Source organism: Dyadobacter jiangsuensis (assembly GCF_003014695.1).
Classification (GTDB): domain Bacteria; phylum Bacteroidota; class Bacteroidia; order Cytophagales; family Spirosomataceae; genus Dyadobacter; species Dyadobacter jiangsuensis.
Map to the genome: position 1 here is coordinate 435988 of NZ_PYAS01000002.1, position 21099 is coordinate 457086.

General features: G+C 46.1%; 32 protein-coding genes. 28 read left to right on the forward strand and 4 right to left on the reverse strand.

What is annotated here, in order from left to right:
* Nucleotides 1–38 precede the first annotated feature (38 nt).
* From rplP to carA, 23 genes are all read left to right on the forward strand, one after another.
* Nucleotides 39–467 carry a 50S ribosomal protein L16 gene (gene rplP, locus CLV60_RS05075; protein WP_019941740.1) on the forward strand — a complete coding sequence of 143 codons (429 nt, stop codon included), beginning with the start codon at nucleotides 39–41 and terminating at the stop codon, nucleotides 465–467.
* Nucleotides 468–506: 39 nt separating this feature from the next.
* Nucleotides 507–701 carry a 50S ribosomal protein L29 gene (gene rpmC / locus CLV60_RS05080; protein ID WP_015813796.1) on the forward strand — a complete coding sequence of 65 codons (195 nt, stop codon included), beginning with the start codon at nucleotides 507–509 and terminating at the stop codon, nucleotides 699–701.
* A 14-nt stretch (nucleotides 702–715) separates the two neighbouring features.
* Nucleotides 716–979 (forward strand): 30S ribosomal protein S17, encoded by a 264-nt coding sequence (gene rpsQ / locus CLV60_RS05085; RefSeq protein WP_090380017.1) that lies wholly within the window; start codon nucleotides 716–718, stop codon nucleotides 977–979.
* Nucleotides 980–981: 2 nt separating this feature from the next.
* Complete coding sequence (gene rplN / locus CLV60_RS05090; RefSeq protein WP_015813798.1) at nucleotides 982–1350, forward strand: 50S ribosomal protein L14; 369 nt, start codon at nucleotides 982–984, stop codon at nucleotides 1348–1350.
* A gap of 41 nt (nucleotides 1351–1391) precedes the next feature.
* Nucleotides 1392–1733 carry a 50S ribosomal protein L24 gene (gene rplX, locus CLV60_RS05095; RefSeq protein ID WP_106594290.1) on the forward strand — a complete coding sequence of 114 codons (342 nt, stop codon included), beginning with the start codon at nucleotides 1392–1394 and terminating at the stop codon, nucleotides 1731–1733.
* A gap of 74 nt (nucleotides 1734–1807) precedes the next feature.
* On the forward strand, nucleotides 1808–2362 hold the full coding sequence (gene rplE, locus CLV60_RS05100; protein ID WP_019941743.1) for a 50S ribosomal protein L5: 555 nt from the start codon (nucleotides 1808–1810) through the stop codon (nucleotides 2360–2362).
* A 29-nt stretch (nucleotides 2363–2391) separates the two neighbouring features.
* On the forward strand, nucleotides 2392–2661 hold the full coding sequence (gene rpsN, locus CLV60_RS05105; RefSeq protein ID WP_015813801.1) for a 30S ribosomal protein S14: 270 nt from the start codon (nucleotides 2392–2394) through the stop codon (nucleotides 2659–2661).
* A 77-nt stretch (nucleotides 2662–2738) separates the two neighbouring features.
* Nucleotides 2739–3137, forward strand: coding sequence for a 30S ribosomal protein S8 (gene rpsH / locus CLV60_RS05110; RefSeq protein WP_026350532.1), 399 nt, complete (start codon nucleotides 2739–2741; stop codon nucleotides 3135–3137).
* Nucleotides 3138–3158: 21 nt separating this feature from the next.
* Nucleotides 3159–3716 (forward strand): 50S ribosomal protein L6, encoded by a 558-nt coding sequence (rplF, locus tag CLV60_RS05115; protein ID WP_106594291.1) that lies wholly within the window; start codon nucleotides 3159–3161, stop codon nucleotides 3714–3716.
* Nucleotides 3717–3763: 47 nt separating this feature from the next.
* Entirely contained in the window at nucleotides 3764–4117 is a 354-nt protein-coding gene (gene rplR / locus CLV60_RS05120; protein WP_106594292.1) for a 50S ribosomal protein L18, read from the forward strand.
* Between the two features lie 14 nt (nucleotides 4118–4131).
* Nucleotides 4132–4647, forward strand: a complete 516-nt coding sequence (gene rpsE, locus CLV60_RS05125; protein WP_015813805.1) for a 30S ribosomal protein S5 — start codon at nucleotides 4132–4134, stop codon at nucleotides 4645–4647.
* 33 nt (nucleotides 4648–4680) lie between these two features.
* Nucleotides 4681–4860 (forward strand): 50S ribosomal protein L30, encoded by a 180-nt coding sequence (gene rpmD, locus CLV60_RS05130; protein ID WP_090152043.1) that lies wholly within the window; start codon nucleotides 4681–4683, stop codon nucleotides 4858–4860.
* A 12-nt stretch (nucleotides 4861–4872) separates the two neighbouring features.
* Nucleotides 4873–5319 carry a 50S ribosomal protein L15 gene (gene rplO, locus CLV60_RS05135; RefSeq protein WP_015813807.1) on the forward strand — a complete coding sequence of 149 codons (447 nt, stop codon included), beginning with the start codon at nucleotides 4873–4875 and terminating at the stop codon, nucleotides 5317–5319.
* 60 nt (nucleotides 5320–5379) lie between these two features.
* A complete protein-coding gene (gene secY / locus CLV60_RS05140; RefSeq protein WP_106594293.1) occupies nucleotides 5380–6693 on the forward strand; it encodes a preprotein translocase subunit SecY in 1314 nt (437 codons plus the stop codon).
* A gap of 1 nt (nucleotide 6694) precedes the next feature.
* Entirely contained in the window at nucleotides 6695–7492 is a 798-nt protein-coding gene (map, locus tag CLV60_RS05145; RefSeq protein WP_106594294.1) for a type I methionyl aminopeptidase, read from the forward strand.
* Nucleotides 7493–7504: 12 nt separating this feature from the next.
* Nucleotides 7505–7723 (forward strand): translation initiation factor IF-1, encoded by a 219-nt coding sequence (gene infA / locus CLV60_RS05150; protein ID WP_015813810.1) that lies wholly within the window; start codon nucleotides 7505–7507, stop codon nucleotides 7721–7723.
* A gap of 39 nt (nucleotides 7724–7762) precedes the next feature.
* Complete coding sequence (gene ykgO / locus CLV60_RS05155; protein WP_015813811.1) at nucleotides 7763–7879, forward strand: type B 50S ribosomal protein L36; 117 nt, start codon at nucleotides 7763–7765, stop codon at nucleotides 7877–7879.
* 5 nt (nucleotides 7880–7884) lie between these two features.
* Nucleotides 7885–8262 (forward strand): 30S ribosomal protein S13, encoded by a 378-nt coding sequence (gene rpsM, locus CLV60_RS05160; protein WP_090152054.1) that lies wholly within the window; start codon nucleotides 7885–7887, stop codon nucleotides 8260–8262.
* A 45-nt stretch (nucleotides 8263–8307) separates the two neighbouring features.
* Nucleotides 8308–8703, forward strand: coding sequence for a 30S ribosomal protein S11 (rpsK, locus tag CLV60_RS05165; protein WP_015813813.1), 396 nt, complete (start codon nucleotides 8308–8310; stop codon nucleotides 8701–8703).
* 90 nt (nucleotides 8704–8793) lie between these two features.
* On the forward strand, nucleotides 8794–9399 hold the full coding sequence (gene rpsD / locus CLV60_RS05170; RefSeq protein WP_106594295.1) for a 30S ribosomal protein S4: 606 nt from the start codon (nucleotides 8794–8796) through the stop codon (nucleotides 9397–9399).
* Nucleotides 9400–9533: 134 nt separating this feature from the next.
* On the forward strand, nucleotides 9534–10523 hold the full coding sequence (locus CLV60_RS05175; protein ID WP_019941751.1) for a DNA-directed RNA polymerase subunit alpha: 990 nt from the start codon (nucleotides 9534–9536) through the stop codon (nucleotides 10521–10523).
* A gap of 72 nt (nucleotides 10524–10595) precedes the next feature.
* Nucleotides 10596–11147: a 50S ribosomal protein L17 gene (gene rplQ, locus CLV60_RS05180; protein WP_015813816.1), complete on the forward strand. Its 552-nt coding sequence runs from the start codon at nucleotides 10596–10598 to the stop codon at nucleotides 11145–11147.
* Between the two features lie 151 nt (nucleotides 11148–11298).
* A complete protein-coding gene (carA, locus tag CLV60_RS05185) occupies nucleotides 11299–12408 on the forward strand; it encodes a glutamine-hydrolyzing carbamoyl-phosphate synthase small subunit (RefSeq protein WP_106594296.1) in 1110 nt (369 codons plus the stop codon).
* 73 nt (nucleotides 12409–12481) lie between these two features.
* On the opposite strand, the gene CLV60_RS05190 is transcribed toward carA, so the two are convergent.
* On the reverse strand, nucleotides 12482–13183 hold the full coding sequence (locus CLV60_RS05190; RefSeq protein WP_170118712.1) for a rhodanese-like domain-containing protein: 702 nt from the start codon (nucleotides 13181–13183) through the stop codon (nucleotides 12482–12484).
* Between the two features lie 128 nt (nucleotides 13184–13311).
* Here CLV60_RS05190 and eno point away from each other — a divergent pair, with 128 nt between their 5' ends.
* The 5 genes from eno to CLV60_RS05215 all read left to right on the forward strand — a co-directional run bounded on the left by eno (nucleotide 13312) and on the right by CLV60_RS05215 (nucleotide 18463).
* Complete coding sequence (eno, locus tag CLV60_RS05195; protein WP_106594298.1) at nucleotides 13312–14583, forward strand: phosphopyruvate hydratase; 1272 nt, start codon at nucleotides 13312–13314, stop codon at nucleotides 14581–14583.
* A gap of 59 nt (nucleotides 14584–14642) precedes the next feature.
* Nucleotides 14643–14975, forward strand: a complete 333-nt coding sequence (locus CLV60_RS05200; protein ID WP_106594299.1) for an FtsB family cell division protein — start codon at nucleotides 14643–14645, stop codon at nucleotides 14973–14975.
* A gap of 40 nt (nucleotides 14976–15015) precedes the next feature.
* Nucleotides 15016–16548 (forward strand): 2,3-bisphosphoglycerate-independent phosphoglycerate mutase, encoded by a 1533-nt coding sequence (gpmI, locus tag CLV60_RS05205; protein ID WP_106594300.1) that lies wholly within the window; start codon nucleotides 15016–15018, stop codon nucleotides 16546–16548.
* Between the two features lie 77 nt (nucleotides 16549–16625).
* Nucleotides 16626–17201, forward strand: coding sequence for a hypothetical protein (locus CLV60_RS05210; protein ID WP_106594301.1), 576 nt, complete (start codon nucleotides 16626–16628; stop codon nucleotides 17199–17201).
* A 308-nt stretch (nucleotides 17202–17509) separates the two neighbouring features.
* Entirely contained in the window at nucleotides 17510–18463 is a 954-nt protein-coding gene (locus CLV60_RS05215) for a DUF8428 domain-containing protein (RefSeq protein ID WP_106594302.1), read from the forward strand.
* Nucleotides 18464–18526: 63 nt separating this feature from the next.
* Here the strand turns inward: CLV60_RS05215 and CLV60_RS05220 are convergent, their stop codons facing one another.
* The 3 genes from CLV60_RS05220 to CLV60_RS05230 all read right to left on the reverse strand — a co-directional run bounded on the left by CLV60_RS05220 (nucleotide 18527) and on the right by CLV60_RS05230 (nucleotide 21071).
* Nucleotides 18527–19420, reverse strand: a complete 894-nt coding sequence (locus CLV60_RS05220; protein ID WP_106594303.1) for a polyphosphate kinase 2 family protein — start codon at nucleotides 19418–19420, stop codon at nucleotides 18527–18529.
* A 31-nt stretch (nucleotides 19421–19451) separates the two neighbouring features.
* Nucleotides 19452–20027 carry a non-canonical purine NTP diphosphatase gene (locus CLV60_RS05225; RefSeq protein WP_106594304.1) on the reverse strand — a complete coding sequence of 192 codons (576 nt, stop codon included), beginning with the start codon at nucleotides 20025–20027 and terminating at the stop codon, nucleotides 19452–19454.
* 132 nt (nucleotides 20028–20159) lie between these two features.
* Entirely contained in the window at nucleotides 20160–21071 is a 912-nt protein-coding gene (locus CLV60_RS05230) for an FKBP-type peptidyl-prolyl cis-trans isomerase (protein ID WP_106594305.1), read from the reverse strand.
* Nucleotides 21072–21099 lie beyond the last annotated feature (28 nt).

Consider the following 21099-nt stretch of genomic DNA (forward strand, 5'->3'; position numbering starts at 1 on the left):
ACTTTCCGGTATCAAACCGGTTCAAATAGATTAGAATCATGTTACAGCCGAAAAGGACAAAATTTCGCAAACAACAAAAGAACAAAGGTTCGCACAACGGTCTCGCGACCCGCGGACATGAGATCGCTTTTGGATCGTTTGCAATAAAGGCACTGGAACCAGGTTGGTTGACTGCTCGTCAGATCGAAGCAGCTCGTATCTCGGTAACACGTGCGATGAAACGCGAAGGTCAGGTTTGGATCCGTGTATTCCCTGACAAGCCGATTACCAAAAAACCTGCAGAGGTTCGTATGGGTAAAGGTAAAGGTGCTCCTGAGTATTGGGTAGCTCCTGTTAAGCCTGGAACTATCATTTTCGAAGCGACTGGTGTAGCGCTGGATACTGCAAACGAAGCATTGCGTTTGGCTGCACAAAAGTTGCCAATTAAGACAAGGTTCGTCGTACGCCGGGATTATCAGGAATCATAGTAGTCCGAACGTATTTAGAACCGCTAATTATCAAAAGCAATGACTAGTAAAGAAATAAAGAATCTGTCGCAGGATCAGCTTAAAGAGCAGATCGCCCAAGAGAGAGAGCGCTTACTCCGGTTGAAATTTGCGCATGCTATTTCTCCAATTGAGAACCCTTTGCGTATTCGCGCCTCACGTAAGGAAATTGCAAGACTCTTAACCGAGCTGTCGGCTAAATCTAACCAACAGTAAACAGTTTAGAAATTATGGAGGCAACAGAAAGAAATTTACGTAAAGAGAGAATTGGCAAGGTAGTGAGCAACAAAATGGAGAAATCCTGTGTGATCACTGTCGTGCGTAAAGTGAAACACGCCAAGTATGGTAAGTTTATGACTAAAACTACCAAGCTGATGGTTCACGACGAAACAAACCAGGTTGGTATCGGTGATACTATCCGTGTAATGGAAACTCGTCCGCTTAGCAAAAACAAGCGTTGGAGATTAGTAGAAATCCTTGAAAGAGCGAAGTAATCATGGTACAACAAGAATCAAGACTGTCAGTAGCCGATAACAGTGGCGCGAAAGAAGTACTCGTAATCCGGGTATTGGGCGGAACTGGAAAGCGTTACGCTTCGGTGGGCGATAAGATCGTCGTGACAGTGAAATCCGCTCTGTCTTCGAGCAACATGAAAAAGGGAACGGTTTCCAAAGCCGTGGTTGTACGTACTAAAAAAGAGGTACGTCGCAAAGATGGAACTTACATCCGGTTTGAAGATAATGCGGCAGTTTTATTGAACAACAATGACGAACCACGTGGTTCACGTATTTTCGGACCGGTTGCCCGCGAGTTGCGCGAGAAGCAGTTCATGAAAATCGTATCACTGGCACCAGAAGTGTTGTAAGAAACATCAGTATTTCTTTAAACTGTTAAGAGAATACCTCAATGGAAAGTACAAATAAAAAAGCACCGGCAAAATTGCACGTTCGCAAAGGTGATACCGTGAAAGTGATTTCAGGTAACGCAAAAGGCGAAACAGGCGTAATCACCAAGGTGCTTGTAGAAAAACAGAGAGCTACTGTGGAAGGTGTGAACATGATCACCAAGCACGTTAAGCCAAACGCGCAAAACCCACAAGGAAGCATCGAAAAACGCGAAGGCGCTATTCACATCAGCAACCTGATGGTAGTGGATCCTAAAACAGGTGAAGCTTCAAGAACTGGCCGTAAAGCGAACGAAAAAGGAAAACTCCAACGCTATTCGAAAAAATCCGGAAACTTATTGTAATCCGGATTTGCCGAAAGCAGTTGATTTTTATAACCAAGCGCGTGGGTCGGCAATCCACATAATCACTTTCAAACATGGCGACGCCTAGATTAAAAGAGAAATACGTTAGCGAAATCGTTTCGCAATTGAAGGGGAAATTCCAGTACAAATCAAGCATGCAGGTTCCCCGCTTGACAAAGATTGTTATCAACAAGGGTATCGGAGCTGCTGTCGCAGACAAGAAGCTTGTTGACACCGGTGTGGAAGAGTTGAGCCTGATCACAGGACAGAAAGCAATAGCTACTATCTCCAAAAAGGCTGTTTCTAACTTTAAGTTGCGTGAAAACATGCCTATCGGAGCGAAAGTAACGCTTCGTGGTGACAAGATGTACGAATTCCTTGACCGCCTTACTACCATTGCAATGCCACGTGTACGTGATTTCAAAGGTATCAGCGATAAAGGATTTGATGGACGTGGAAATTATACGTTCGGTGTGAAAGAGCAGATCATTTTCCCTGAAATCAGCATCGAAAAAGTGGCGAAAATCACTGGTATGGATATCACATTCGTGACCTCTACCAACTCTGATGAAGAGAGCTACGAACTGCTGAAAGCATTGGGAATGCCTTTCACCAACGCGAACAAATAAGATAAAATTACAAAGATTATTTACCGACAATGGCAAAAGAATCAGTAAAAGCACGGGAGAGAAAAAGACAAGCGCTAGTAGAGCGTTACGCTGAAAAACGTAGCAAGTTGAAAGCTGCCGGTGACTGGGTTGGTCTTGACAAGTTACCACGTAACTCTTCTCCTGTACGCCTGCACAACCGGTGCAAAATCACCGGAAGACCTCGCGGTTATATGCGTAAATTCGGAATTTCCCGGGTACTCTTCCGCGATATGGCGTCAGATGGAAAAATTCCAGGAGTTACAAAATCAAGTTGGTAAGAATACTTTCAATTCTGATTTCAATTACTTAACTTTGCACTCCCGTTCAAAAGGGGGTGTTTAAACTTGGCATAAACATGTTAACGGATCCCATAGCAGACTATCTGACGAGACTCAGAAACGCTATCAAAGCGAAGCACCGGGTTGTTGAGATACCTGCATCCAACATAAAAAAAGAGATTACAAAGGTACTTTTTGACAAGGGGTACATTCAAAGCTATAAATTCGACGAGGTTGGTCCTCAGGGAGTTATCAAGATCGCTTTGAAATACAATCCTGTTACAAAGCAATCTGCAATTGTAAAATTGGAGAGGGTTAGTAAGCCTGGACTACGTAAATATTCAGGTTCATCAACACTGCCACGCGTATTGGGCGGCTTAGGAACAGTGATTATCTCTACATCGAAAGGTGTAATGACAGATAAAGAAGCTAAGACACTGAATGTGGGTGGTGAAGTGTTATGTTTCGTGTATTAATATTTAAAAGTTATTCAGGAAATGTCACGAATAGGAAATAAAGTTATCATTTTGCCAGCGGGAGTGTCCGTTTCGGTTGCAGAAGATAACGTAGTATCTGTAAAAGGGCCAAAAGGAACCCTTACCCAGGCGGTTGATAGCGATATCACTGTAGAGGTTGAGGGAAGCGAACTGAAAGTTACGCGCCCCACAGAGCAGAAGCGTCACAAAGCGCTGCACGGCCTTTATCGCTCACTGATCAACAATATGGTAATCGGTGTAGGCGAAGGTTACAAGCGTGAGCTTGAAATTATCGGGGTAGGTTACAAAGCGAGCTCGGCGAACAATGTTCTCGAACTTCAATTGGGTTACTCACACAACATCTTCATGGCGATCCCGGAGGAAATTAAGGTTGTTACGACCTCAGAAAAAGGTCAGAACCCTAAGGTAATCCTCGAAGGTATCGACAAAGAGCTGATTGGTGCAGTAGCAGCAAAAATCAAATCCCTTCGCAAAGTTGAGCCTTACAAAGGAAAAGGTATCCGTTTTGTTGGTGAAGTGGTCCGTCGTAAGGCAGGTAAGTCTGCTTCTAAGAAATAGTGCGTAGCCACCGATCAATGTTATAAACAAGTAAGATAAGATTTAAGATGGCTAACGCAAAAGCAGATAGAAGAACACGCCTTAAACTTCACATCCGTAAGCGGGTGAAGGGAAGCGCAGAACGCCCGAGATTATCAGTCTTCCGTTCGAACACAAGCATATACGCTCAGATTATCGATGATATCAAAGGGATTACCCTTGCAAGTGCATCATCGGTAGAACTGGGAGGCAGAAAAGAAAACGCAAACGTTGAAGTTGCTGCCCAAGTAGGTAAAAAGATCGCTGAGAAAGCGCAGGAAGCAGGTATCCAGGCAGTAGTTTTCGACCGTAACGGATATTTGTACCACGGTAAGGTAAAAGCATTGGCCGACGGAGCTCGTGAGGGTGGCCTGAAATTCTAAGTATAACAAAGACTATGTCTACAAATACAAGACCTTCAAAGGTTAACGAATCAGACCTGAAAGAGCGCGTTGTAGCGATCAACCGGGTAGCAAAAGTAGTAAAAGGTGGTCGTCGTTTCTCCTTCTCTGCCATCGTGGTAGTTGGAGACGGAAACGGAGTTGTAGGTTACGGATTGGGCAAAGCCAATGAAGTAACTGACGCGATCGCCAAAGGAATTGACGATGCTAAGAAAAACCTGATCCAAATTCCTATGCTTAAACATACCGTTCCTCACGAAATGGAAGGTAAGTTCAGCGGTGGTTTCGTTCTGATCAAGCCGGCTGCTCCTGGTACAGGAGTACTGGCAGGTGGCCCGATGCGCGCAGTATTGGAAAGTGCAGGTATCAAAGACGTACTTGCGAAATCCAAAGGTTCTTCGAACCCGCACAACGTAATCAAGGCTACAATTGACGCTCTTTTGAAAATGAGAGCTCCGCATCAGGTTGCTTTCCAACGCAGCGTTAAATTGGAAAAAGTATTCAACGGATAATCCTTCGGGATTATCCTCAATCTGAGAGTAATCATGTCAAAAGTACGTATTACACAAGTTAAGAGCACAATTGACCGCCCTGAGAATCAAAAACTGACGATCAAAGCGTTGGGCCTTGGTAAACTGAACCGGTCTGTTGAGAAAGAAAACAGCGATGCCATTGCAGGAATGATCCGCAAGGTAAGCCACTTGGTTAAAGTTGAAGAAATTTAATATACGAATAGTATGAATTTAAGTTCATTAAAACCGGCTGCTGGTTCCGTTAAGGTAGGAAAGCGGGTTGGACGTGGCCAGGGTTCCGGAAAAGGAGGCACTGCTGCACGTGGACACAAAGGAGCGCAGTCGCGTTCAGGTTACAGCCGCAAGCTGGGCTTCGAAGGTGGTCAGATGCCTCTTCAAAGACGTTTGCCGAAATTCGGTTTCAACAACATCAACCGCGTTGAATACAAAGCGTTGAACCTGGATGCAATCCAGGCATTGGTTGAAAAAACCGGAGCTGCGGTAGTAACTTTGGATCTGATTCGTGAAAATGGTCTCAGCGCAAAGAATGACCTGGTTAAGATCCTTAACCGTGGTGAAATCACTTCTGCGGTTGAAGTTCAGGCTCATGGGTTTTCTGCATCGGCTATCGAGTCAATCGAGAAGGCGGGAGGTAAAGCAGTTAAATTGTAATTTAGCTGCGATACCCGACAGAATTTGTTTACTTTGAACAGAGCGTTGTAAGCCCAGAAGATGAAACGATTTTTAGAGACTATAAAACACATATTTGCGATTGAGGAGTTGAGAACACGTATTCTCAACACTCTTTTGTTTATAACGATCTTCCGGTTGGGGTCTTACGTTGCGTTGCCAGGTGTTGAACCTGATCAAATGAATGTATCCTCTCAGGGATTGTTGGGGTTGCTGGATACTTTCTTAGGTGGCGCTTTTAGCAAAGCGTCCATTTTTGCGTTGGGTATCATGCCTTACATCTCCGCTTCCATTGCAATCCAGCTTTTGACTATGGCTCTGCCATATTTCCAGAAGATGCAGAAGGAAGGGGAATCAGGACGTAAAAAGCTGAACCAAATTACCCGGGTTCTGACTATCGTTGTTACACTTGTTCAAGGTACTGCTTATTTGAATACCACTGTACCTGACGAGGCTCTTCTGGTTTCCAGAAGCATGTTCACCATTTCGTCGGTATTCGTACTGACAGCGGGTACAATGTTCTGTATGTGGCTCGGTGAAAGAATCACAGACAAGGGTATCGGTAACGGTATTTCGATGCTGATCATGATCGGTATCGTTTCGCGTTTCCCTGGTGCGATCTATAAGGAGTTCGTATCGAGAGGTAGCGGCCAGGTCCTTGTTTTTGTATTGGAGATCGTTGCCCTTTATTTCGTGATTATGGGTGCGGTAATGTTGACCCAGGCTGTTCGTCGTATTCCTATCCAGTATGCTAAGCAGGTGGTAGGGAATCGCGTAATGGGTGGCCAGCGTCAATATCTTCCGTTAAAATTGAATGCAGCAGGTGTAATGCCTATCATCTTTGCTCAGGCTTTGATGTTCATCCCTTCACTGGGTGCATCTTACTTCGCTGAGAAAAGTGATTTCGCCAGCAACGTAGCGACGATTTTCGCCAACTACACAACCTGGCAGTACAATCTCCTGTTCGCAGTATTGATTATTGTATTTACGTTCTTCTATACCGCGATTTCGGTAAACCCTCAGCAGATTGCTGATGATATGAAGCGTGGAGGCGGGTTCATCCCGGGTGTTAAACCAGGTCAGCAGACGTCGGAGTACATCAGTTCTGTCCTTGACCGTATCACCTTTCCAGGTGCATTGATGCTGGCAGTAGTTGCTACTTTGCCTGCATTTGCAAGCCTTCTGGGAATCTCGACTGACTTTGCTCACTTCTTCGGAGGAACTTCATTGCTGATCATGGTAGGTGTGGTTCTGGATACCTTGCAACAGGTTGAAAGCTACTTGCTGATGCGTCGCTACGAAGGTTTGATGAAGTCGGGACGTGTAAAAGGACGCACCGAGAGCGTAGCAATCTGAAATGATTTATCTTAAAACAGAAGAGGAAATCAACCTGATAAAGGTTAGTGCTCAAGTGCTCGGCAAAGCACACGCGGAAGTGGCTACCTGGGTAAAGCCGGGTGTTACAACCGGAAAGCTGGATGCGGTTGCCGAGGAGTATATCAGAGATAACGGTGGAATCCCTTCATTCAAGGGATTCAACAAGTTTCCGGCCTCTCTTTGTATATCGGTTAATGAAGTTGTAGTCCACGGGATTCCCGGGGGCTATGTGCTAAAAGAGGGTGACATCGTTTCGATAGACTGCGGTGTTAAACTGAACGGATACCACAGCGACAGCGCCTACACTTATCCGGTTGGAGAAGTTTCCAAGGAGGTGATGAATCTCCTGACCGCAACCAAGAAATCCTTATATAAGGGAATCGAGCAAGCGGTGGATGGCCTTCGGATTGGTGATATCGGCCACGCGGTTCAGAGTTATGTTGAAGACCGTGGCTATACAGTGGTGAGAGAATTAGTAGGACACGGAGTAGGCAGGAATCTGCACGAAGCCCCGGAAGTACCAAACTACGGAAAACGAGGCAAAGGAATACGGTTGAGAGAAGGTATGGTTATTGCTATTGAGCCGATGATCAACCTGGGAGGAAAAGGAGTTGTGCAAGAGCGCGACGGCTGGACGATCCGGACCAACGACAGAAAGTATTCCGCGCATTTCGAACATACCGTGGTTGTGAGAAAAGGAAAGGCTGAAATTCTGACAACATTCGACTACATTGAAAAAGTGACGGCCAACACCAGCCTAATGGTTGAAGTACAGTAACAAACGCTACGAATGGCAAAACAAGCATCAATCGAACAAGACGGAGTAATTCTCGAAGCATTGTCAAACGCAATGTTTCGTGTTGTATTAGAGAATAAGCATGAAGTGATAGCGCACATCTCAGGTAAAATGAGAATGCACTATATCAAAATATTGCCGGGTGACAGAGTAAAGCTGGAAATGTCTCCTTACGACCTATCGAAAGCCCGGATTACATATCGGTACAAGTAAGGGGATCGATTACCTTAAATTAACACTTAGTTTAATCAGATGAAAGTCAAAGCATCAGTAAAGAAACGCAGCGAGGACTGCAAGGTTATCCGCCGGAAGGGTAAAGTGTACGTTATTAACAAGAAGAACCCACGGTATAAACAAAGACAAGGATAATAATTATGGCACGTATTGCAGGAGTAGACATTCCAGATCGCAAAAGAGGCGAAATCTCATTGACTTATATTTTCGGGATCGGCCGTAGCTCGGCTAAGAAAATCCTCGAAAAGGCAGGTGTTGATTTGAACAAAAAAGTGATCGACTGGACCGACGAAGAGTCTGGTGCGATCCGTGGGGTTATTGCTGGGGAATTTAAAGTAGAAGGCGCTCTTAAGTCTGAAGTTCAGTTGAGCATTAAGCGTCTTATGGATATCGCTTGTTATCGTGGTCTCCGTCACCGTAAAGGATTGCCTTTGCGTGGTCAGAGAACGAAAAACAACTCACGTACTCGTAAGGGTAAACGCAAAACTATCGCGAACAAGAAAAAGGCTACTAAATAATAAAGTGAGCGGTGGAGCAATCCACAACTTATTATTCCAACAGCAATGGCACAGAATAAAAGAAAAGATAAAGCAAAAAAGAGAGTGGTTGTTGTGGAGCCTGTTGGTCAGGTTCACATCAAAGCTTCTTTCAATAATATCATCATCTCGATTACCAACAGCAACGGACAAGTTATCTCTTGGGGTTCTGCCGGTAAAATGGGATTCCGTGGTTCTAAAAAGAACACGCCATACGCAGCTCAGACTGCTGCACAGAGCGCTGCGCAAGTTGCGTTCGACCTCGGAATGCGTAAAGCAGAGGTTTTCGTTAAAGGACCAGGATCAGGCCGTGAGTCTGCTATCCGTACCATCCAGAATGCTGGTATCGAAGTGACCACTATCCGTGACATCACTCCACTTCCGCACAACGGATGCCGTCCTCCAAAACGTCGTAGAGTATAGTAATTAGTTAGTACCGAAAGGTACCCATTCGTAATTTGGACACTGGGGTTACAGAATGGTTTTTATCAATTTAGTAAACAAATAGTTTTAATGGCACGTTATACAGGTCCCAAAACCAAAGTCGCAAGACGTTACGGAGAGCCCATCATGGGCCCAAGCAAAGCGCTTGCAAAGAAGAATTACCCTCCCGGAATGCACGGAAAGGGTCGTCGGTCAAAGAAGTCGGAGTACGCTCTGCAATTGGCTGAGAAACAAAAAGTGAAATTCATCTACGGTATCCTCGAGAGACAATTCCGTAGCTTGTTTGAGAAGGCTTCTGTTAAAGCAGGTCTTACAGGTGAAAACCTTTTGAGATATTGCGAAGCTCGTCTGGATAACACAGTTTACCGTTTGGGTATTGCTCCAACGCGCCGTGCTGCTCGTCAGCTCGTTTCGCACAAGCACATCCTTGTTGACGGTGAGATCGTAAACATCCCTTCTTACTCATTGCGTCCAGGACAGGTTGTTACGGTTCGTGAGAAATCTAAATCTCTCGAAGCAGTAACTGATAGCCTTGCAGGACATAGCGCAAAAGGTTTCAACTGGCTGGAATGGGACGCTCAGCAACTGTCTGGCAAGTTCGTTACATTCCCCGACCGTGAGTCAATTCCAGAAAACATCAACGAACAGCTGATCGTTGAGTTGTATTCTAAATAATAATCTTCATATTACATGCACTCCCCGAAATTTCGGGGTAGTGCTTTTTTTGCTGGCAACAGCACAATTTTGCGATCGCAAAGGTAAGGTAGCGTGATCAACTATCATTTACTACTATAAAAGGAGCAAGGACTATGTCAATATTAGCTTTCCAAATGCCTGATAAGGTCGTCATGGAGAAAGCAGACGACTTTCACGGGTTGTTTGAGTTTAAGCCTTTAGAGAAAGGATACGGCGTAACCATTGGTAATGCGTTGCGTAGAATTCTCCTTTCGTCTTTGGAAGGTTACGCCATTACGAGTGTGAAGTTCCCAGGCGTGCTTCACGAATTTTCTTCTATCGAAGGTATAGTTGAGGATGTTACGGAAATCATCCTGAACCTGAAAATGGTTCGTTTTAAAAAAGTTTCTGACCTGAGTGAGAGCAGGATCGTTGTAAACCTTAAAAATGTATCGGTAATCACTGCCGGCGACATCGGGAAGTTTACAAGCGCATTTGAGGTTCTGAATCCGGATCTGGTCATTTGCCATATAGATGATCAAAAGGAGTTCGAAATGGAACTTCTCTTGGATAAAGGTAGAGGTTACGTACCGGCAGACGAGCCACGGGCTAATGAGCTTCCGTTCGGCTACATCGCGGTAGACTCCATTTATACGCCTATCAAAAATGTGAAATACAGCGTTGAAAACACGCGTGTTGAACAGCGTACCGACTACGAACGTCTTTTGATCGACATCCAGACTGATGGATCTATCCACCCTGAGGATGCATTGAAAGGCGCTGCCAATATTCTGATCCAACACTTCATGCTGTTCTCTGACCAAACAATGACGTTTGAGAAGCAGAAAGCAGAAGAAGACAATCAGGTTGATGAGGAAATGCTGCGTATGAGAAAACTGTTGAAGACTTCATTGTCTGAACTGGATCTTTCAGTACGCGCTTACAACTGTTTGAAATCTGCGGATGTAAAAACTTTGGGTGACCTGGTAAGGCTCGAAATTTCTGACATGATGAAATTCCGGAACTTCGGTAAGAAATCACTCACTGAGTTGGAACAACTCGTAGCCGACAAGCAGCTCACATTTGGAATGGACGTGTCGAAGTACCGTCTGGACGAGGATTAATTAAATTCCATCATAAGTATGTATTCTGTAGCGCGCTAACCGCGCCGCTCGAAGCAACTAAACAACAAAACAATGAGACACGGTAAAAAGGACAATCACTTAGGAAGAACCGCATCACACCGCAAGGCGATGCTTTCAAACATGGCTTCCTCTTTGATCCTTCACAAAAGAATTGAAACAACCCTGGCTAAGGCAAAAGAACTTCGCAAGTTCGTTGAGCCTCTGCTGACTCGTGCGAAAGAAGATACTACCCACAACAGAAGGGTGGCATTCTCTTACCTGAACGACAAAGAATCTACGAAAGAACTTTTCGGTGTCGTTTCAGACAAAATCGCATCTCGTCCGGGTGGTTACACTCGCATCATCAAACTGGGTAACCGTTTGGGTGACGCGGCTGAAACTGCTTTGATCGAGCTGGTTGATTTCAACGATGCACTGTTGCTTGCTAACGCCGACAAACCTGCTAAGACTCGTCGCAGCAGAAGAGGTGGCAAGAAAGAAGGAGCTGTTGAAGCTGCTCCTGTAAAGAAAGAAGATCATCCGATCGTAGCCGAAACTGAGGCTCCTGCCGAAGAAGAAGCTCCGAAAACAGAAGAAACACCAGGCGAAACTGAAAAAGAATAGTTTGGAAATCGGAAATTGAAATATAGGAAAAGGGTTGAACGGTTTCGTTTAACCCTTTTTTTTGAGTAAAAAGTCGTATTTTTGCACCAAAATTGAGCCGGCCGCCTGAAAATGGCCCAGAATAGGCCGGGAAATAGATTTAAACCATAATATGAATCAGAAAAAGGAAGCTCTGTTGTTGCTAGAAGACGGAACAGCATACAAAGGACTCGCTTTGGGTAAAAGTGGAACCACCGGTGGCGAAATTTGCTTTAACACGGGCATGACCGGCTACCAGGAAATCTACACAGACCCTTCCTATTACGGTCAGGTTATCGTCAATACCAATGCGCACATCGGTAACTACGGTGTTCAGTTGGAGGACGAAGAAGAATCTGGCTCGGTTAAGATCCGCGGGATGGTTTGTAACACATTCTCACAGATCTATTCACGCGACACCGCTGATTTCTCTCTGCAAGAGTATTTCGAAAGGGCAAACATCGTTGGTATCAGCAACGTGGACACACGTCACCTGGTACGTCACGTACGCGAGAAAGGTGTGATGAACGCCATTATCTCTTCCGAGATTCTCGACGAAGTAGAACTGATGAAAGAATTGAAGAAAATCCCTTCCATGGACGGGTTGGAGCTTTCTTCGGAAGTAACCACGGAGGAGCCTTACTTCATGGGCGACGAGGCTACTGCCAAGTTCCGCGTTGCGGTGATGGATTATGGTATCAAGAAGAGCATTCTGCTGAACCTGACTTCAAGAGGCTGCTACTGCAAGGTTTTCCCTGCAAAAACATCCTACGAAGAAGTGCTGCAATGGAACCCCGATGGTTTCTTCATCTCGAATGGCCCCGGCGATCCTTCGGCAATGCCATACGCGGTTGAAAACGTATCCCAAATGGTAGAAACGGCTAAGCCAATTTTCGGTATCTGCCTTGGACACCAGTTGCTGGCGCTTTCAAGCGGTATTACCACTTATAAAATGCATCATGGCCACCGCGGTTTGAACCACCCGGTGAAAAACCTGATCACAGGTCTTTGCGAGATTACTTCGCAAAACCACGGTTTCGCAGTGAAGCCGGATGAGATCGAAAGCCACCCGGATATCGAGGTTACGCACATCAACCTGAACGATAAAACCATCGAAGGTATCCGCAGAAAGGATTACCCGGCATTCTCGGTGCAGTACCACCCGGAAGCATCGCCAGGTCCGCACGATTCGCGTTATTTGTTCGACGAGTTTATCAAGCTGCTCGAAGCAAGCAAAGCATAAAACAGAAAGGTCCCTCAGCGCACTGGCAGAGGGACCTTTTCATTTGTATTAATTGCAATGCATTAATATTGACTTACAGCTGAGCATCCAGCAACGCCCGGAATTCCTTTTCTTCCATAAAGCCATTCTTGCGCGTAACGAGCTTTCCGTTTTTGTAAAGCAGGAACGCAGGGATTTCTTCAACGCCGAGTTCTTTCACCAATGCTTTATTGGGATCATACGCGATCGTTTCGATCCTGGCTTTACCGGCGTACTCCTTTTGCAGCTTCGTAACGGTAGGCAGCATTTTCACGCAAGGTGGGCACCATTTGGCGTGAACGTCGATCAGGACGACTTTTTCGGAGTTTATGATTTTGTTAAATTCCGTACTGCTCATACCTTTCACACCGGCTTTGTTGGCGCCTTCCACGGCTTTGCCTGATGTGTTCCATTTCAGATAACCCCCTTTCATATCATAAACTTCCTTGAAACCACTCTCGTGCAATGCAGTGGCTGCCGCGGCGCTCCTTCCGCCAGAGAGGCAGTACACATAAACGGGCTTGTTCTTGTCCAGTTTTGCAATTTTCTCTCTAAAATCAGGACTTTTATAATCGACGTTTGCGGCTTTCGCCAAATGGCCTTCGCCATACTCGTCGGGCGTGCGTACATCCAGGAGCTGCGCATCGCCGGATTTGGCCAGTTGTTTTTCGAATTCTTCCGTAGTGAGCTGTTTCTGAGCTTGTAATGCGAGGGGTAAGGTAAGTAATGCGGTGGTTAGAATGTGGGTTAATTTCATAGTAAATGGCATGGTTGACTAGCCTGTAAATTTAGCCTAAAATGAATTCGAGTTTATGGATAACGATTTTTTTGCGTTATTTTGTACCGTTAACCATATTCCAAATTTAATTAAACCACAAGCTGCAAATGAGTACGATTCAGTCAGTACATGCAAGACAAATTCTGGATTCAAGAGGAAACCCCACAATAGAAGTTGATATTCGTACCGAGAATGGTTATCTGGGCCGCGCTGCTGTTCCTTCCGGAGCTTCTACCGGTAAGCACGAGGCAGTTGAGCTTCGCGACGACGACAAGAGCGTTTATGTTGGAAAAGGAGTTTTGAAAGCGGTTGAGAATGTAAACGACATCATTTTCCCTGAACTGATCGGCTGCTCCGTATTCGAGCAGAACCTTGTTGATAAAATCATGCTGGAACTGGATGGTACGCCTAACAAAGCGAAGTTGGGTGCTAATGCTATCCTGGGTGTTTCTCTGGCCGTTGCGAAAGCTGCTGCACAGGAGGCAAACCTTCCATTGTACCGTTACGTAGGTGGTACCAACGCAAATACATTGCCGGTGCCGATGATGAACATCCTGAACGGAGGTAGCCACGCGGATAACTCTATCGATTTCCAGGAGTTCATGATCATGCCTGCCAAAGCTGATACATTCTCGCAAGCATTGCGCATGGGTGTTGAGGTTTTCCATACTTTGAAAACCGTTTTGAAAAGCAAAGGCTACTCTACCAACGTAGGTGACGAAGGTGGTTTTGCTCCAAACATCAAATCGAACGAAGAGGCTATCGAGGTAGTTCTTCAGGCGATCGAAAAAGCAGGTTACAAGCCAGGTGAAGAAATCTTCATCGCTATGGATGCTGCTGTTTCTGAATTCTATGAAAACGGTCTGTACCACTTCAAAAAATCAGACGGCCGCAAGCTGACTTCCGATGAAATGGCTGACTACTGGACTCAGTGGGTGGCTAAATACCCTATCATCTCAATCGAAGATGGTATGGACGAAGACGACTGGGCTGGTTGGAAGACATTGACTGACTCTATCGGCAAAAAATGCCAGCTGGTAGGTGATGACTTGTTCGTAACCAACGTAAACCGTCTGCAACAAGGTATCGAATCACAAATCGCTAACGCGGTATTGGTGAAAGTAAACCAGATCGGTTCTTTGACTGAAACTATCGATACTGTAAACCTTGCGAAACGCAACAGCTATAAGAGCATTATGTCGCACCGTTCAGGTGAAACAGAAGATGCAACGATCGCTGACCTTGCGGTTGCATTGAACACAGGCCAGATCAAAACCGGTTCGGCTTCACGTTCTGACCGTATGGCGAAATACAACCAGCTTCTCCGTATCGAAGAAGAACTGGGCGAAAGCGCATACTTCCCAGGATTGAAATTCTAATTCAAACCATTTAAGAGCCGGAGCCCAGTGCTCCGGTTCTTGTTTAAGGGTATTTCAACATGAAAAACCACTCATTCTGGTCTCTGCACACATTAAAGAACTTCTATATCGCCACGTTCGTCGTGTGGCTGATATGGATATTGTTCCTCGACAATAACAATATCCGGATCGTGATGTCGAACCGGATGAAAATGAAGGATCTCGAAAAGGAAAAAGCGATTCTTGAAACGAAGATCAAAGAGGTCAAAAAGGAGCGGAATGAGGTTTTCGGAAATCCCAGAATGCTTGAAAAATGGGCACGCGAGAAATTCATGATGCGCCGGCCCAACGAAGAAGTATATGTGATTGTGGACGAAAACAATCAGCCTGTCGAAAGCAAAAAGGAAGAGTAGGCTGTTACTCTTTTAAATATCATCTTAATTTCAGAATACATTGAGCAAGAAAGTCATCCTCATTATCATGGACGGCTGGGGGATCGCCAAAGTAGGCGAAGAAAACCGTTCCGCTATCCTGGCGGCAAATACCCCATTCTACGATTCCATTCTTCAAAAATATCCGCATAGCAAACTCGAAGCGAGTGGCCTGGCAGTGGGTTTGCCCGACGGACAAATGGGTAACTCCGAAGTAGGCCATACCAACCTCGGGGCTGGCCGCGTGGTTTATCAGGATCTGGTAAAAATCAACCTCGCGGTATCCGAGGGCACACTCGCACAGGAGCCCGCGCTTGCGCAGGCCCTCGACTACGCGAAAGCCGAAGGTAAGAAGGTTCATTTCATTGGTCTGGTTTCAGATGGCGGAGTGCATTCGCACATCGATCACCTGAAAGGCCTTTGCAAAATCGCCGCAGACCGTGGTTTGAGCGACGTATTCGTTCACGCATTCACCGATGGCCGTGATACGGATCCGAAAAGCGGATTGGGCTTCCTGACCGAACTGACCGAATCGATGGCACAAAGTACGGGACGTATCGCCAGCATTACCGGCCGTTACTACGCAATGGACCGCGATAAGCGCTGGGAGCGCGTGAAACTGGCTTACGACGCCATGGTTCACGGCGAAGGCAAGCACGTGCCGGCGGGAGACGTTTTGAAAGCCGTACAAGCTTCCTACGAGGAAGGTGTTACCGACGAGTTTATCACACCGATCATCGCGACCAATGCCGACGGTTCTCCGCTTGCATTGATCCAGGACGGCGATGTGGTACTCTGTTTCAACTTCCGCACCGACCGCGGCCGCGAAATCACACAAGTGCTTACGCAGCAGGATTTCCACGAGCAGAATATGCACAAGCTCAATTTGAAATACGTCACCATGACCAACTATGATGATACTTTCAAGGGCGTGGATGTGATTTTTGATAAAGACAACCTGAACAATACCCTCGGTGAAGTGCTCGAATCGGCTGGCAAAAAGCAGATCCGCATTGCTGAAACCGAGAAATACCCACACGTTACATTCTTCTTCTCGGGAGGCCGCGAAAAGCCTTTCGAAGGTGAAAGCCGCCTGCTTTGCCCTTCTCCGAAAGTGGCGACCTACGATTTGCAGCCCGAAATGTCGGCATTCGACATTCGCGATGCGATCGTTCCTGAGCTGGTGAAGGAAGAAGTGGATTTCGTATGCCTCAACTTCGCTAACCCTGATATGGTAGGCCATACCGGCGTTTTCGAAGCGGCTGTGAAGGCTTGTGAGACGGTGGATCAATGCGTGCAGGCTGTTGTAACAACCGGTTTGGAGCATGGTTACTCGTCGATTATCATTGCTGACCACGGTAACTCGGATTACATGTCGAATGACGACGGTTCACCCAACACCGCGCATTCATTGAACCTGGTGCCATGCATTCTGGTGGATAATGAATACCAAAAGCCAATCCATAATGGAAAACTGGCCGACATCGCGCCGACCATTCTTGAATTGATGGGAATCGCTAAACCCGCAGAAATGACGGGAACTAGCATTCTCTAAAACTTTCAGACATCGATTGATGTTAACCAGCAGAGAGTCCGTCGGGCTCTCTGTTTTTTTAGCTACATCTTAAATCCATGCATTACCGCTTCTTTACCATTGTTGCAGCCGCTCTGCTTTTTTCATTGGTTTCCTGTCGCCAGGAAGAAACCCGCGACGATGCCCCCAAGGCCTACTACGATTTGAAAGGTTTCATTGAAAATCAGATCGTGTATTTGAATGAAAAGAAGCCGGAAGTGAGCAAGACAGCGACTTTGGGAAGCAAACGCGAAAGTTCAAAAACGCGCGAAGTAGATTGGAAGAAGGAGCTGGAACTGTTTGTACAGGCTGATATTAACAAACCATCTTACCGCCAGAGTTACGAAGTGATCCAAAATGGCCCGCTGCATTACGAGTACCGCGTTAAACCGGGCAACGACCTGCCCGTGGCGTATCTGAAAATTGATTCGGATTCTGTTTTAAAACAGCCGCTACGCGTCGAAGCTTTGATGCGCGCGTCAAATAAGGTGTACAATTCCGAAAAGAGAGTGGTGCTGAACGCAGTGAAACGGAATAACCTTATGGAAGTAAACGCCTATGATGTAACCGGTTACCAAAAGCTGATCTTCGTAGAGAAGAAGTCATTTAGCATTCATGGGGAAATAGGACTTTAACAGGGTAGTTGCATTATTTTCTATGTACCTCCACACCATATTTTGTGGTAACATTACCCAATTTTCCAGCTGTAAATTTGAGATAGCCAGCGGTTTGTAGGAATTTTCTTAATTGAAAAATATCGTTTTAAAAGAGCCAAATTCATGATAATGAGGCTCTTTTTTGCATTTCAGCAGGGCAGGAACGCAGCCGTCGGCATTGAGCGGCACAGAATTGTTTGATGTGAAGGCAGAACAGCATGTAGACCCGGATTCAATTTTTAACCTGTCTCATGAGAAACTAAATCACACAAGTAAACTTAATATCAATGCAACAAGAACAGAAAAATAAGCAGAGCATCGCCTGGGCAATGGTAGTTGTCCTTGGGCTTGCAACAGCCATGTTCGGCTACTTGTTCACAACTCAGAAACAAGAGTTGACCCAGCAAGAATCAATGGTAGTCGAAAAGGCAAGAGAGTTGGCTGTAACCAAAACTAAACTGGATTCTATTTCCACCGTATTGGATGCAAAAATTGCGGAAGTTGAGAAATTGGGAGGTGACGTTACAGAGCTGACCAAAATGAAGGAGAAACTCGAAGCTGACAAGGTAGCATTCAGCCGCAGCAGAAGAGTGGAAACCAACAAATACCTCACTAAAATTAAGGAATACGAAAAGTTCCTGACAGAAAAAGACGAGATGATCGCGCAGCTTAAAGCTGAAAATGAGCAACTCGTAGCAAGTAACGACTCCCTGCACACACACGTGGGAACGCTTACAAGCGAGCGCGAGAAACTGGTACAACGCCAGGCTGAACTGACAGACTCTGTGACTACTTTCACTGCGCAAAACAAAGAGTTGAGTGCGAAAGTAAGCAAAGCTGCTGCTTTGAAAGCACAAAACCTGAAAGTGTTGACTGTTAACTCACGTGGTAAAACCAAAGAACGCGACGAGTATAAGGCGAGCCGTGTTGACAAGTTGAAACTGGTTTTCAACCTTCCGGAAAACGAGTTGACTGCTCAGGAGCCAAAAGATATTTATGTGCGTGTGTTGGATCCTGATGGAGCGGTTGTAGCTGATGATGCTACCGGCTCAGGCGAGTTTGAAGTCGATGGCGCACCATCCAAATTTACAACCCGTGAGTCTATCGCTTATCAGAACAACAACCAGAAAGTGGAGATGTTGTACGATAACGCCAACAAGTTCCGCCCTGGAAAGTATAATGTGGAGCTGTATGCGGAAGGATATAAAATTGGTGGCGGTAATTTCACCATCAAGAAGTAAGATATAACTTCACACCATGCATAGCTATAAGGCCGTTGATCATCGATCAACGGCCTTCCTTTTTTAGGGCTGTTTCGTCTGGGCGTTGATAATGTCGATGAAATGGCGAAGCTCCTCGGTGCGCGCCGGTCCGGATTCGGGGTATGACATTTTCATCTTCTTCAATTCTTCCGTAACAATCTTAGCGACGATCAGACGCAGATTCTTTTTATCATCGGCCGGCACTACATACCAGGGTGCCTTTTTGGAAGCAGTTTCATTGATACAATCCTGATAAGCCTGCATATATTCGGCCCATTTGTCGCGTACTTTCACGTCCTGTTCCTCAAATTTCCAGTTTTTGGAAGGGTCTTCAATGCGTTCAATCAGTCGTTCGGCCTGTTCTTCTTTTGACACATTCAGAAAAAACTTGATTACCCGGATACCGTTGCGGTAAAGGTATTTTTCAAGATTGCGAATGTCTGAATAGCGATGTTTCCAAAGTTTCTCCAAATCCTCTGTCAGCTCTTCCGGCAGGCGCTGAGATTGGGTCAGGATTTCGGGCTGTACTTTCACGACCAGCACTTCTTCATAATAGCTGCGGTTGAAGATCGTGATCGTGCCGCGCTGAGGTAATACGAGGTTGGTCCGCCAAAGAAAATCGTGTCCCAATTCAGTTTCGGTAGGTCGTTTGAAAGAGTGGATCTTAACACCAATCGGATTTACGCCCGAAAGTACATGCTTGATGGTCCCGTCTTTCCCGGCGGCGTCCATGGCCTGGAAAATCACCAGCAGTCCGTAGCGGTTGTGCGCGTACATCATGCTCTGCAATTCATCCAGCTCCTTCGCCGATTCTTCCTGCATCGCTTCGTATTCAGCCTTGTCGGCATAAATATCCTTGAATCGTGTTTTGGCCTTACCGATGTCAAATTTTTTGCTACCGTCGTAGCGATAATCATCCGAATTGAAGTCCGACATGTCCGTACGATTTAAATAATGGATAAAAATATCATTGTGCTTTCAGGAAAGCGACCAGCTTCGCGAATGCGCGTGCACGGTGGCTCAGCTGCGATTTTTCCTGCATGGTCATTTCAGCAAATGTGCGTGAATGCCCCTCCGGAACGAACACCGGATCATAACCAAAGCCGTTGGTACCACGTTTCTCGTCTATAATGGCACCTTCCACAGTTCCTTCAAACTGGTGGTATTGGCCATTCAGCGATAATGTAATGACTGTCAGAAAGCGTGCTGCCTTGTTTGGCTTGTCTGCGAGGTTTTGGAGAAGCAGGCCGATATTGTCGTTGGAATCGCGCTGTTCGCCGGCGTAGCGTGCGGATTTGACGCCTGGTTCGCCATTCAATGCGTCGACGACCAAGCCGGTGTCGTCGGCAAAGCAATCGATGCGGAAATTGTCCTGGACGAACCGGGCTTTTTCATGGGAATTTTCGGCGATGGTGTCGAATGGCTCAGGGATATCGGTGTCGCAGCCGATGTCGGCTAACGTAACCAGCTCGAACTGGTCGCCGAGCAATGCCTGTATTTCTTCGAGTTTATGCCGGTTGTTGGTAGCGAAGCAAAGTTTCATGCGTAAAATGATGGTGAAAGGAGGTGCATTTTACGCAAAAAATGGGAAGGGTTAAATGCCACGAAGGCACGAATATTCACGAAACCATTCGTGTCAATTCGTGCCTTCGTGGCATTTAACAGTCGAGAAGCTTTACTTAGCCGGAGCAGGTGCCGGAAGGGCCGGAGCAGCAGCAGGTTTAGCGCCTTTTGTAAAGTCAACCAGTTCCATTTCGAACTGCAATACCGAGTTGCCCGGGATTGGTCCGTAAGTTTCAGGTCCGTAAGCAAGGCCCGAAGGGATCAGCAACAAGCCTTTTTCACCTTTTTTCATCAAAGTAAGACCTTCGTCCCAGCCCTGGATCACCATGCCGGCGCCTACTTGCAGGTCAAGTGGCTTGCCCTGGTTTTTGGAGCTGTCGAATTCTTTGCCGTCCAGGAATTTACCGGTGTAATGTACTTTCACATTGTCGCCGGCAGCAGGGCTGGCGCCTGTTCCTTCTGTTTGTACTACATACACAAGGCCGGAAGCAGTTTTTCTGGCTTTTGCTTTCAGATTATTTTTAACCAGATAGTCTTCAATGGTTTTGGCATCGATATCTTTTTGCTTTTTACCGGCCTCAGCTTGTTGCTTCTGGAATTCTTCTGAGCTGAGGACACTTACTACTTTCACGGTAAAGCTCAGTTCCGATCCTTTTTTGATCATCGGCGGCATAGGCTGACCGATTTTCGCGAACAAAGTGTCCGCATTAACCAAAAACTTCGCGCTGTCGCCGGTAGCAAGCATGGTAAGGCCTTCTTCAAAGCTGCCTTTGTAAGGAGGTGCCTGCAATACCATTTTCACGGGGTTGTTCTCTTTATATGTATCGCGGAGCGTAGAGTCGGTACCATTCTTCAACACCAGGTGGAATGTCATGATATCCCCCAGTTTGGACTTTCTTGCATCGTCATCGTGATCGAAAAGCGTGTATTTAAGGCCGCTTTCGGTAACCTGCTGGCGATGTTGATTGCAAGCGGCTGCGAGAATAGTTATGCCCATCGCATAACCGATTGTTTTTAAATTCATTGGGACGTGTTAATTAGAAGATATTTTG

What these genes read in the sequence shown, in the direction of transcription:
- map (WP_106594294.1), top strand. Translation starts at nt 6,695, where the DNA reads ATGATTTATCTTAAAACAGAAGAGGAAATCAACCTGATAAAGGTTAGT.
- CLV60_RS05215 (WP_106594302.1), top strand. Translation starts at nt 17,510, where the DNA reads ATGCAACAAGAACAGAAAAATAAGCAGAGCATCGCCTGGGCAATGGTA.
- rplX (WP_106594290.1), top strand. Translation starts at nt 1,392, where the DNA reads ATGGAAAGTACAAATAAAAAAGCACCGGCAAAATTGCACGTTCGCAAA.
- rpmC (WP_015813796.1), top strand. Translation starts at nt 507, where the DNA reads ATGACTAGTAAAGAAATAAAGAATCTGTCGCAGGATCAGCTTAAAGAG.
- CLV60_RS05190 (WP_170118712.1), bottom strand. Translation starts at nt 13,183, where the DNA reads ATGAAATTAACCCACATTCTAACCACCGCATTACTTACCTTACCCCTC.
- rpsD (WP_106594295.1), top strand. Translation starts at nt 8,794, where the DNA reads ATGGCACGTTATACAGGTCCCAAAACCAAAGTCGCAAGACGTTACGGA.
- CLV60_RS05225 (WP_106594304.1), bottom strand. Translation starts at nt 20,027, where the DNA reads ATGAAACTTTGCTTCGCTACCAACAACCGGCATAAACTCGAAGAAATA.
- rplE (WP_019941743.1), top strand. Translation starts at nt 1,808, where the DNA reads ATGGCGACGCCTAGATTAAAAGAGAAATACGTTAGCGAAATCGTTTCG.
- rpsH (WP_026350532.1), top strand. Translation starts at nt 2,739, where the DNA reads ATGTTAACGGATCCCATAGCAGACTATCTGACGAGACTCAGAAACGCT.
- CLV60_RS05230 (WP_106594305.1), bottom strand. Translation starts at nt 21,071, where the DNA reads ATGAATTTAAAAACAATCGGTTATGCGATGGGCATAACTATTCTCGCA.
- ykgO (WP_015813811.1), top strand. Translation starts at nt 7,763, where the DNA reads ATGAAAGTCAAAGCATCAGTAAAGAAACGCAGCGAGGACTGCAAGGTT.
- carA (WP_106594296.1), top strand. Translation starts at nt 11,299, where the DNA reads ATGAATCAGAAAAAGGAAGCTCTGTTGTTGCTAGAAGACGGAACAGCA.
- rpsE (WP_015813805.1), top strand. Translation starts at nt 4,132, where the DNA reads ATGTCTACAAATACAAGACCTTCAAAGGTTAACGAATCAGACCTGAAA.
- CLV60_RS05220 (WP_106594303.1), bottom strand. Translation starts at nt 19,420, where the DNA reads ATGTCGGACTTCAATTCGGATGATTATCGCTACGACGGTAGCAAAAAA.
- rplP (WP_019941740.1), top strand. Translation starts at nt 39, where the DNA reads ATGTTACAGCCGAAAAGGACAAAATTTCGCAAACAACAAAAGAACAAA.
- rpmD (WP_090152043.1), top strand. Translation starts at nt 4,681, where the DNA reads ATGTCAAAAGTACGTATTACACAAGTTAAGAGCACAATTGACCGCCCT.
- rplR (WP_106594292.1), top strand. Translation starts at nt 3,764, where the DNA reads ATGGCTAACGCAAAAGCAGATAGAAGAACACGCCTTAAACTTCACATC.
- secY (WP_106594293.1), top strand. Translation starts at nt 5,380, where the DNA reads ATGAAACGATTTTTAGAGACTATAAAACACATATTTGCGATTGAGGAG.
- infA (WP_015813810.1), top strand. Translation starts at nt 7,505, where the DNA reads ATGGCAAAACAAGCATCAATCGAACAAGACGGAGTAATTCTCGAAGCA.
- rplO (WP_015813807.1), top strand. Translation starts at nt 4,873, where the DNA reads ATGAATTTAAGTTCATTAAAACCGGCTGCTGGTTCCGTTAAGGTAGGA.
- rpsK (WP_015813813.1), top strand. Translation starts at nt 8,308, where the DNA reads ATGGCACAGAATAAAAGAAAAGATAAAGCAAAAAAGAGAGTGGTTGTT.
- CLV60_RS05175 (WP_019941751.1), top strand. Translation starts at nt 9,534, where the DNA reads ATGTCAATATTAGCTTTCCAAATGCCTGATAAGGTCGTCATGGAGAAA.
- rpsQ (WP_090380017.1), top strand. Translation starts at nt 716, where the DNA reads ATGGAGGCAACAGAAAGAAATTTACGTAAAGAGAGAATTGGCAAGGTA.
- rplN (WP_015813798.1), top strand. Translation starts at nt 982, where the DNA reads ATGGTACAACAAGAATCAAGACTGTCAGTAGCCGATAACAGTGGCGCG.
- rpsN (WP_015813801.1), top strand. Translation starts at nt 2,392, where the DNA reads ATGGCAAAAGAATCAGTAAAAGCACGGGAGAGAAAAAGACAAGCGCTA.
- rplF (WP_106594291.1), top strand. Translation starts at nt 3,159, where the DNA reads ATGTCACGAATAGGAAATAAAGTTATCATTTTGCCAGCGGGAGTGTCC.
- CLV60_RS05210 (WP_106594301.1), top strand. Translation starts at nt 16,626, where the DNA reads ATGCATTACCGCTTCTTTACCATTGTTGCAGCCGCTCTGCTTTTTTCA.
- rplQ (WP_015813816.1), top strand. Translation starts at nt 10,596, where the DNA reads ATGAGACACGGTAAAAAGGACAATCACTTAGGAAGAACCGCATCACAC.
- CLV60_RS05200 (WP_106594299.1), top strand. Translation starts at nt 14,643, where the DNA reads ATGAAAAACCACTCATTCTGGTCTCTGCACACATTAAAGAACTTCTAT.
- eno (WP_106594298.1), top strand. Translation starts at nt 13,312, where the DNA reads ATGAGTACGATTCAGTCAGTACATGCAAGACAAATTCTGGATTCAAGA.
- rpsM (WP_090152054.1), top strand. Translation starts at nt 7,885, where the DNA reads ATGGCACGTATTGCAGGAGTAGACATTCCAGATCGCAAAAGAGGCGAA.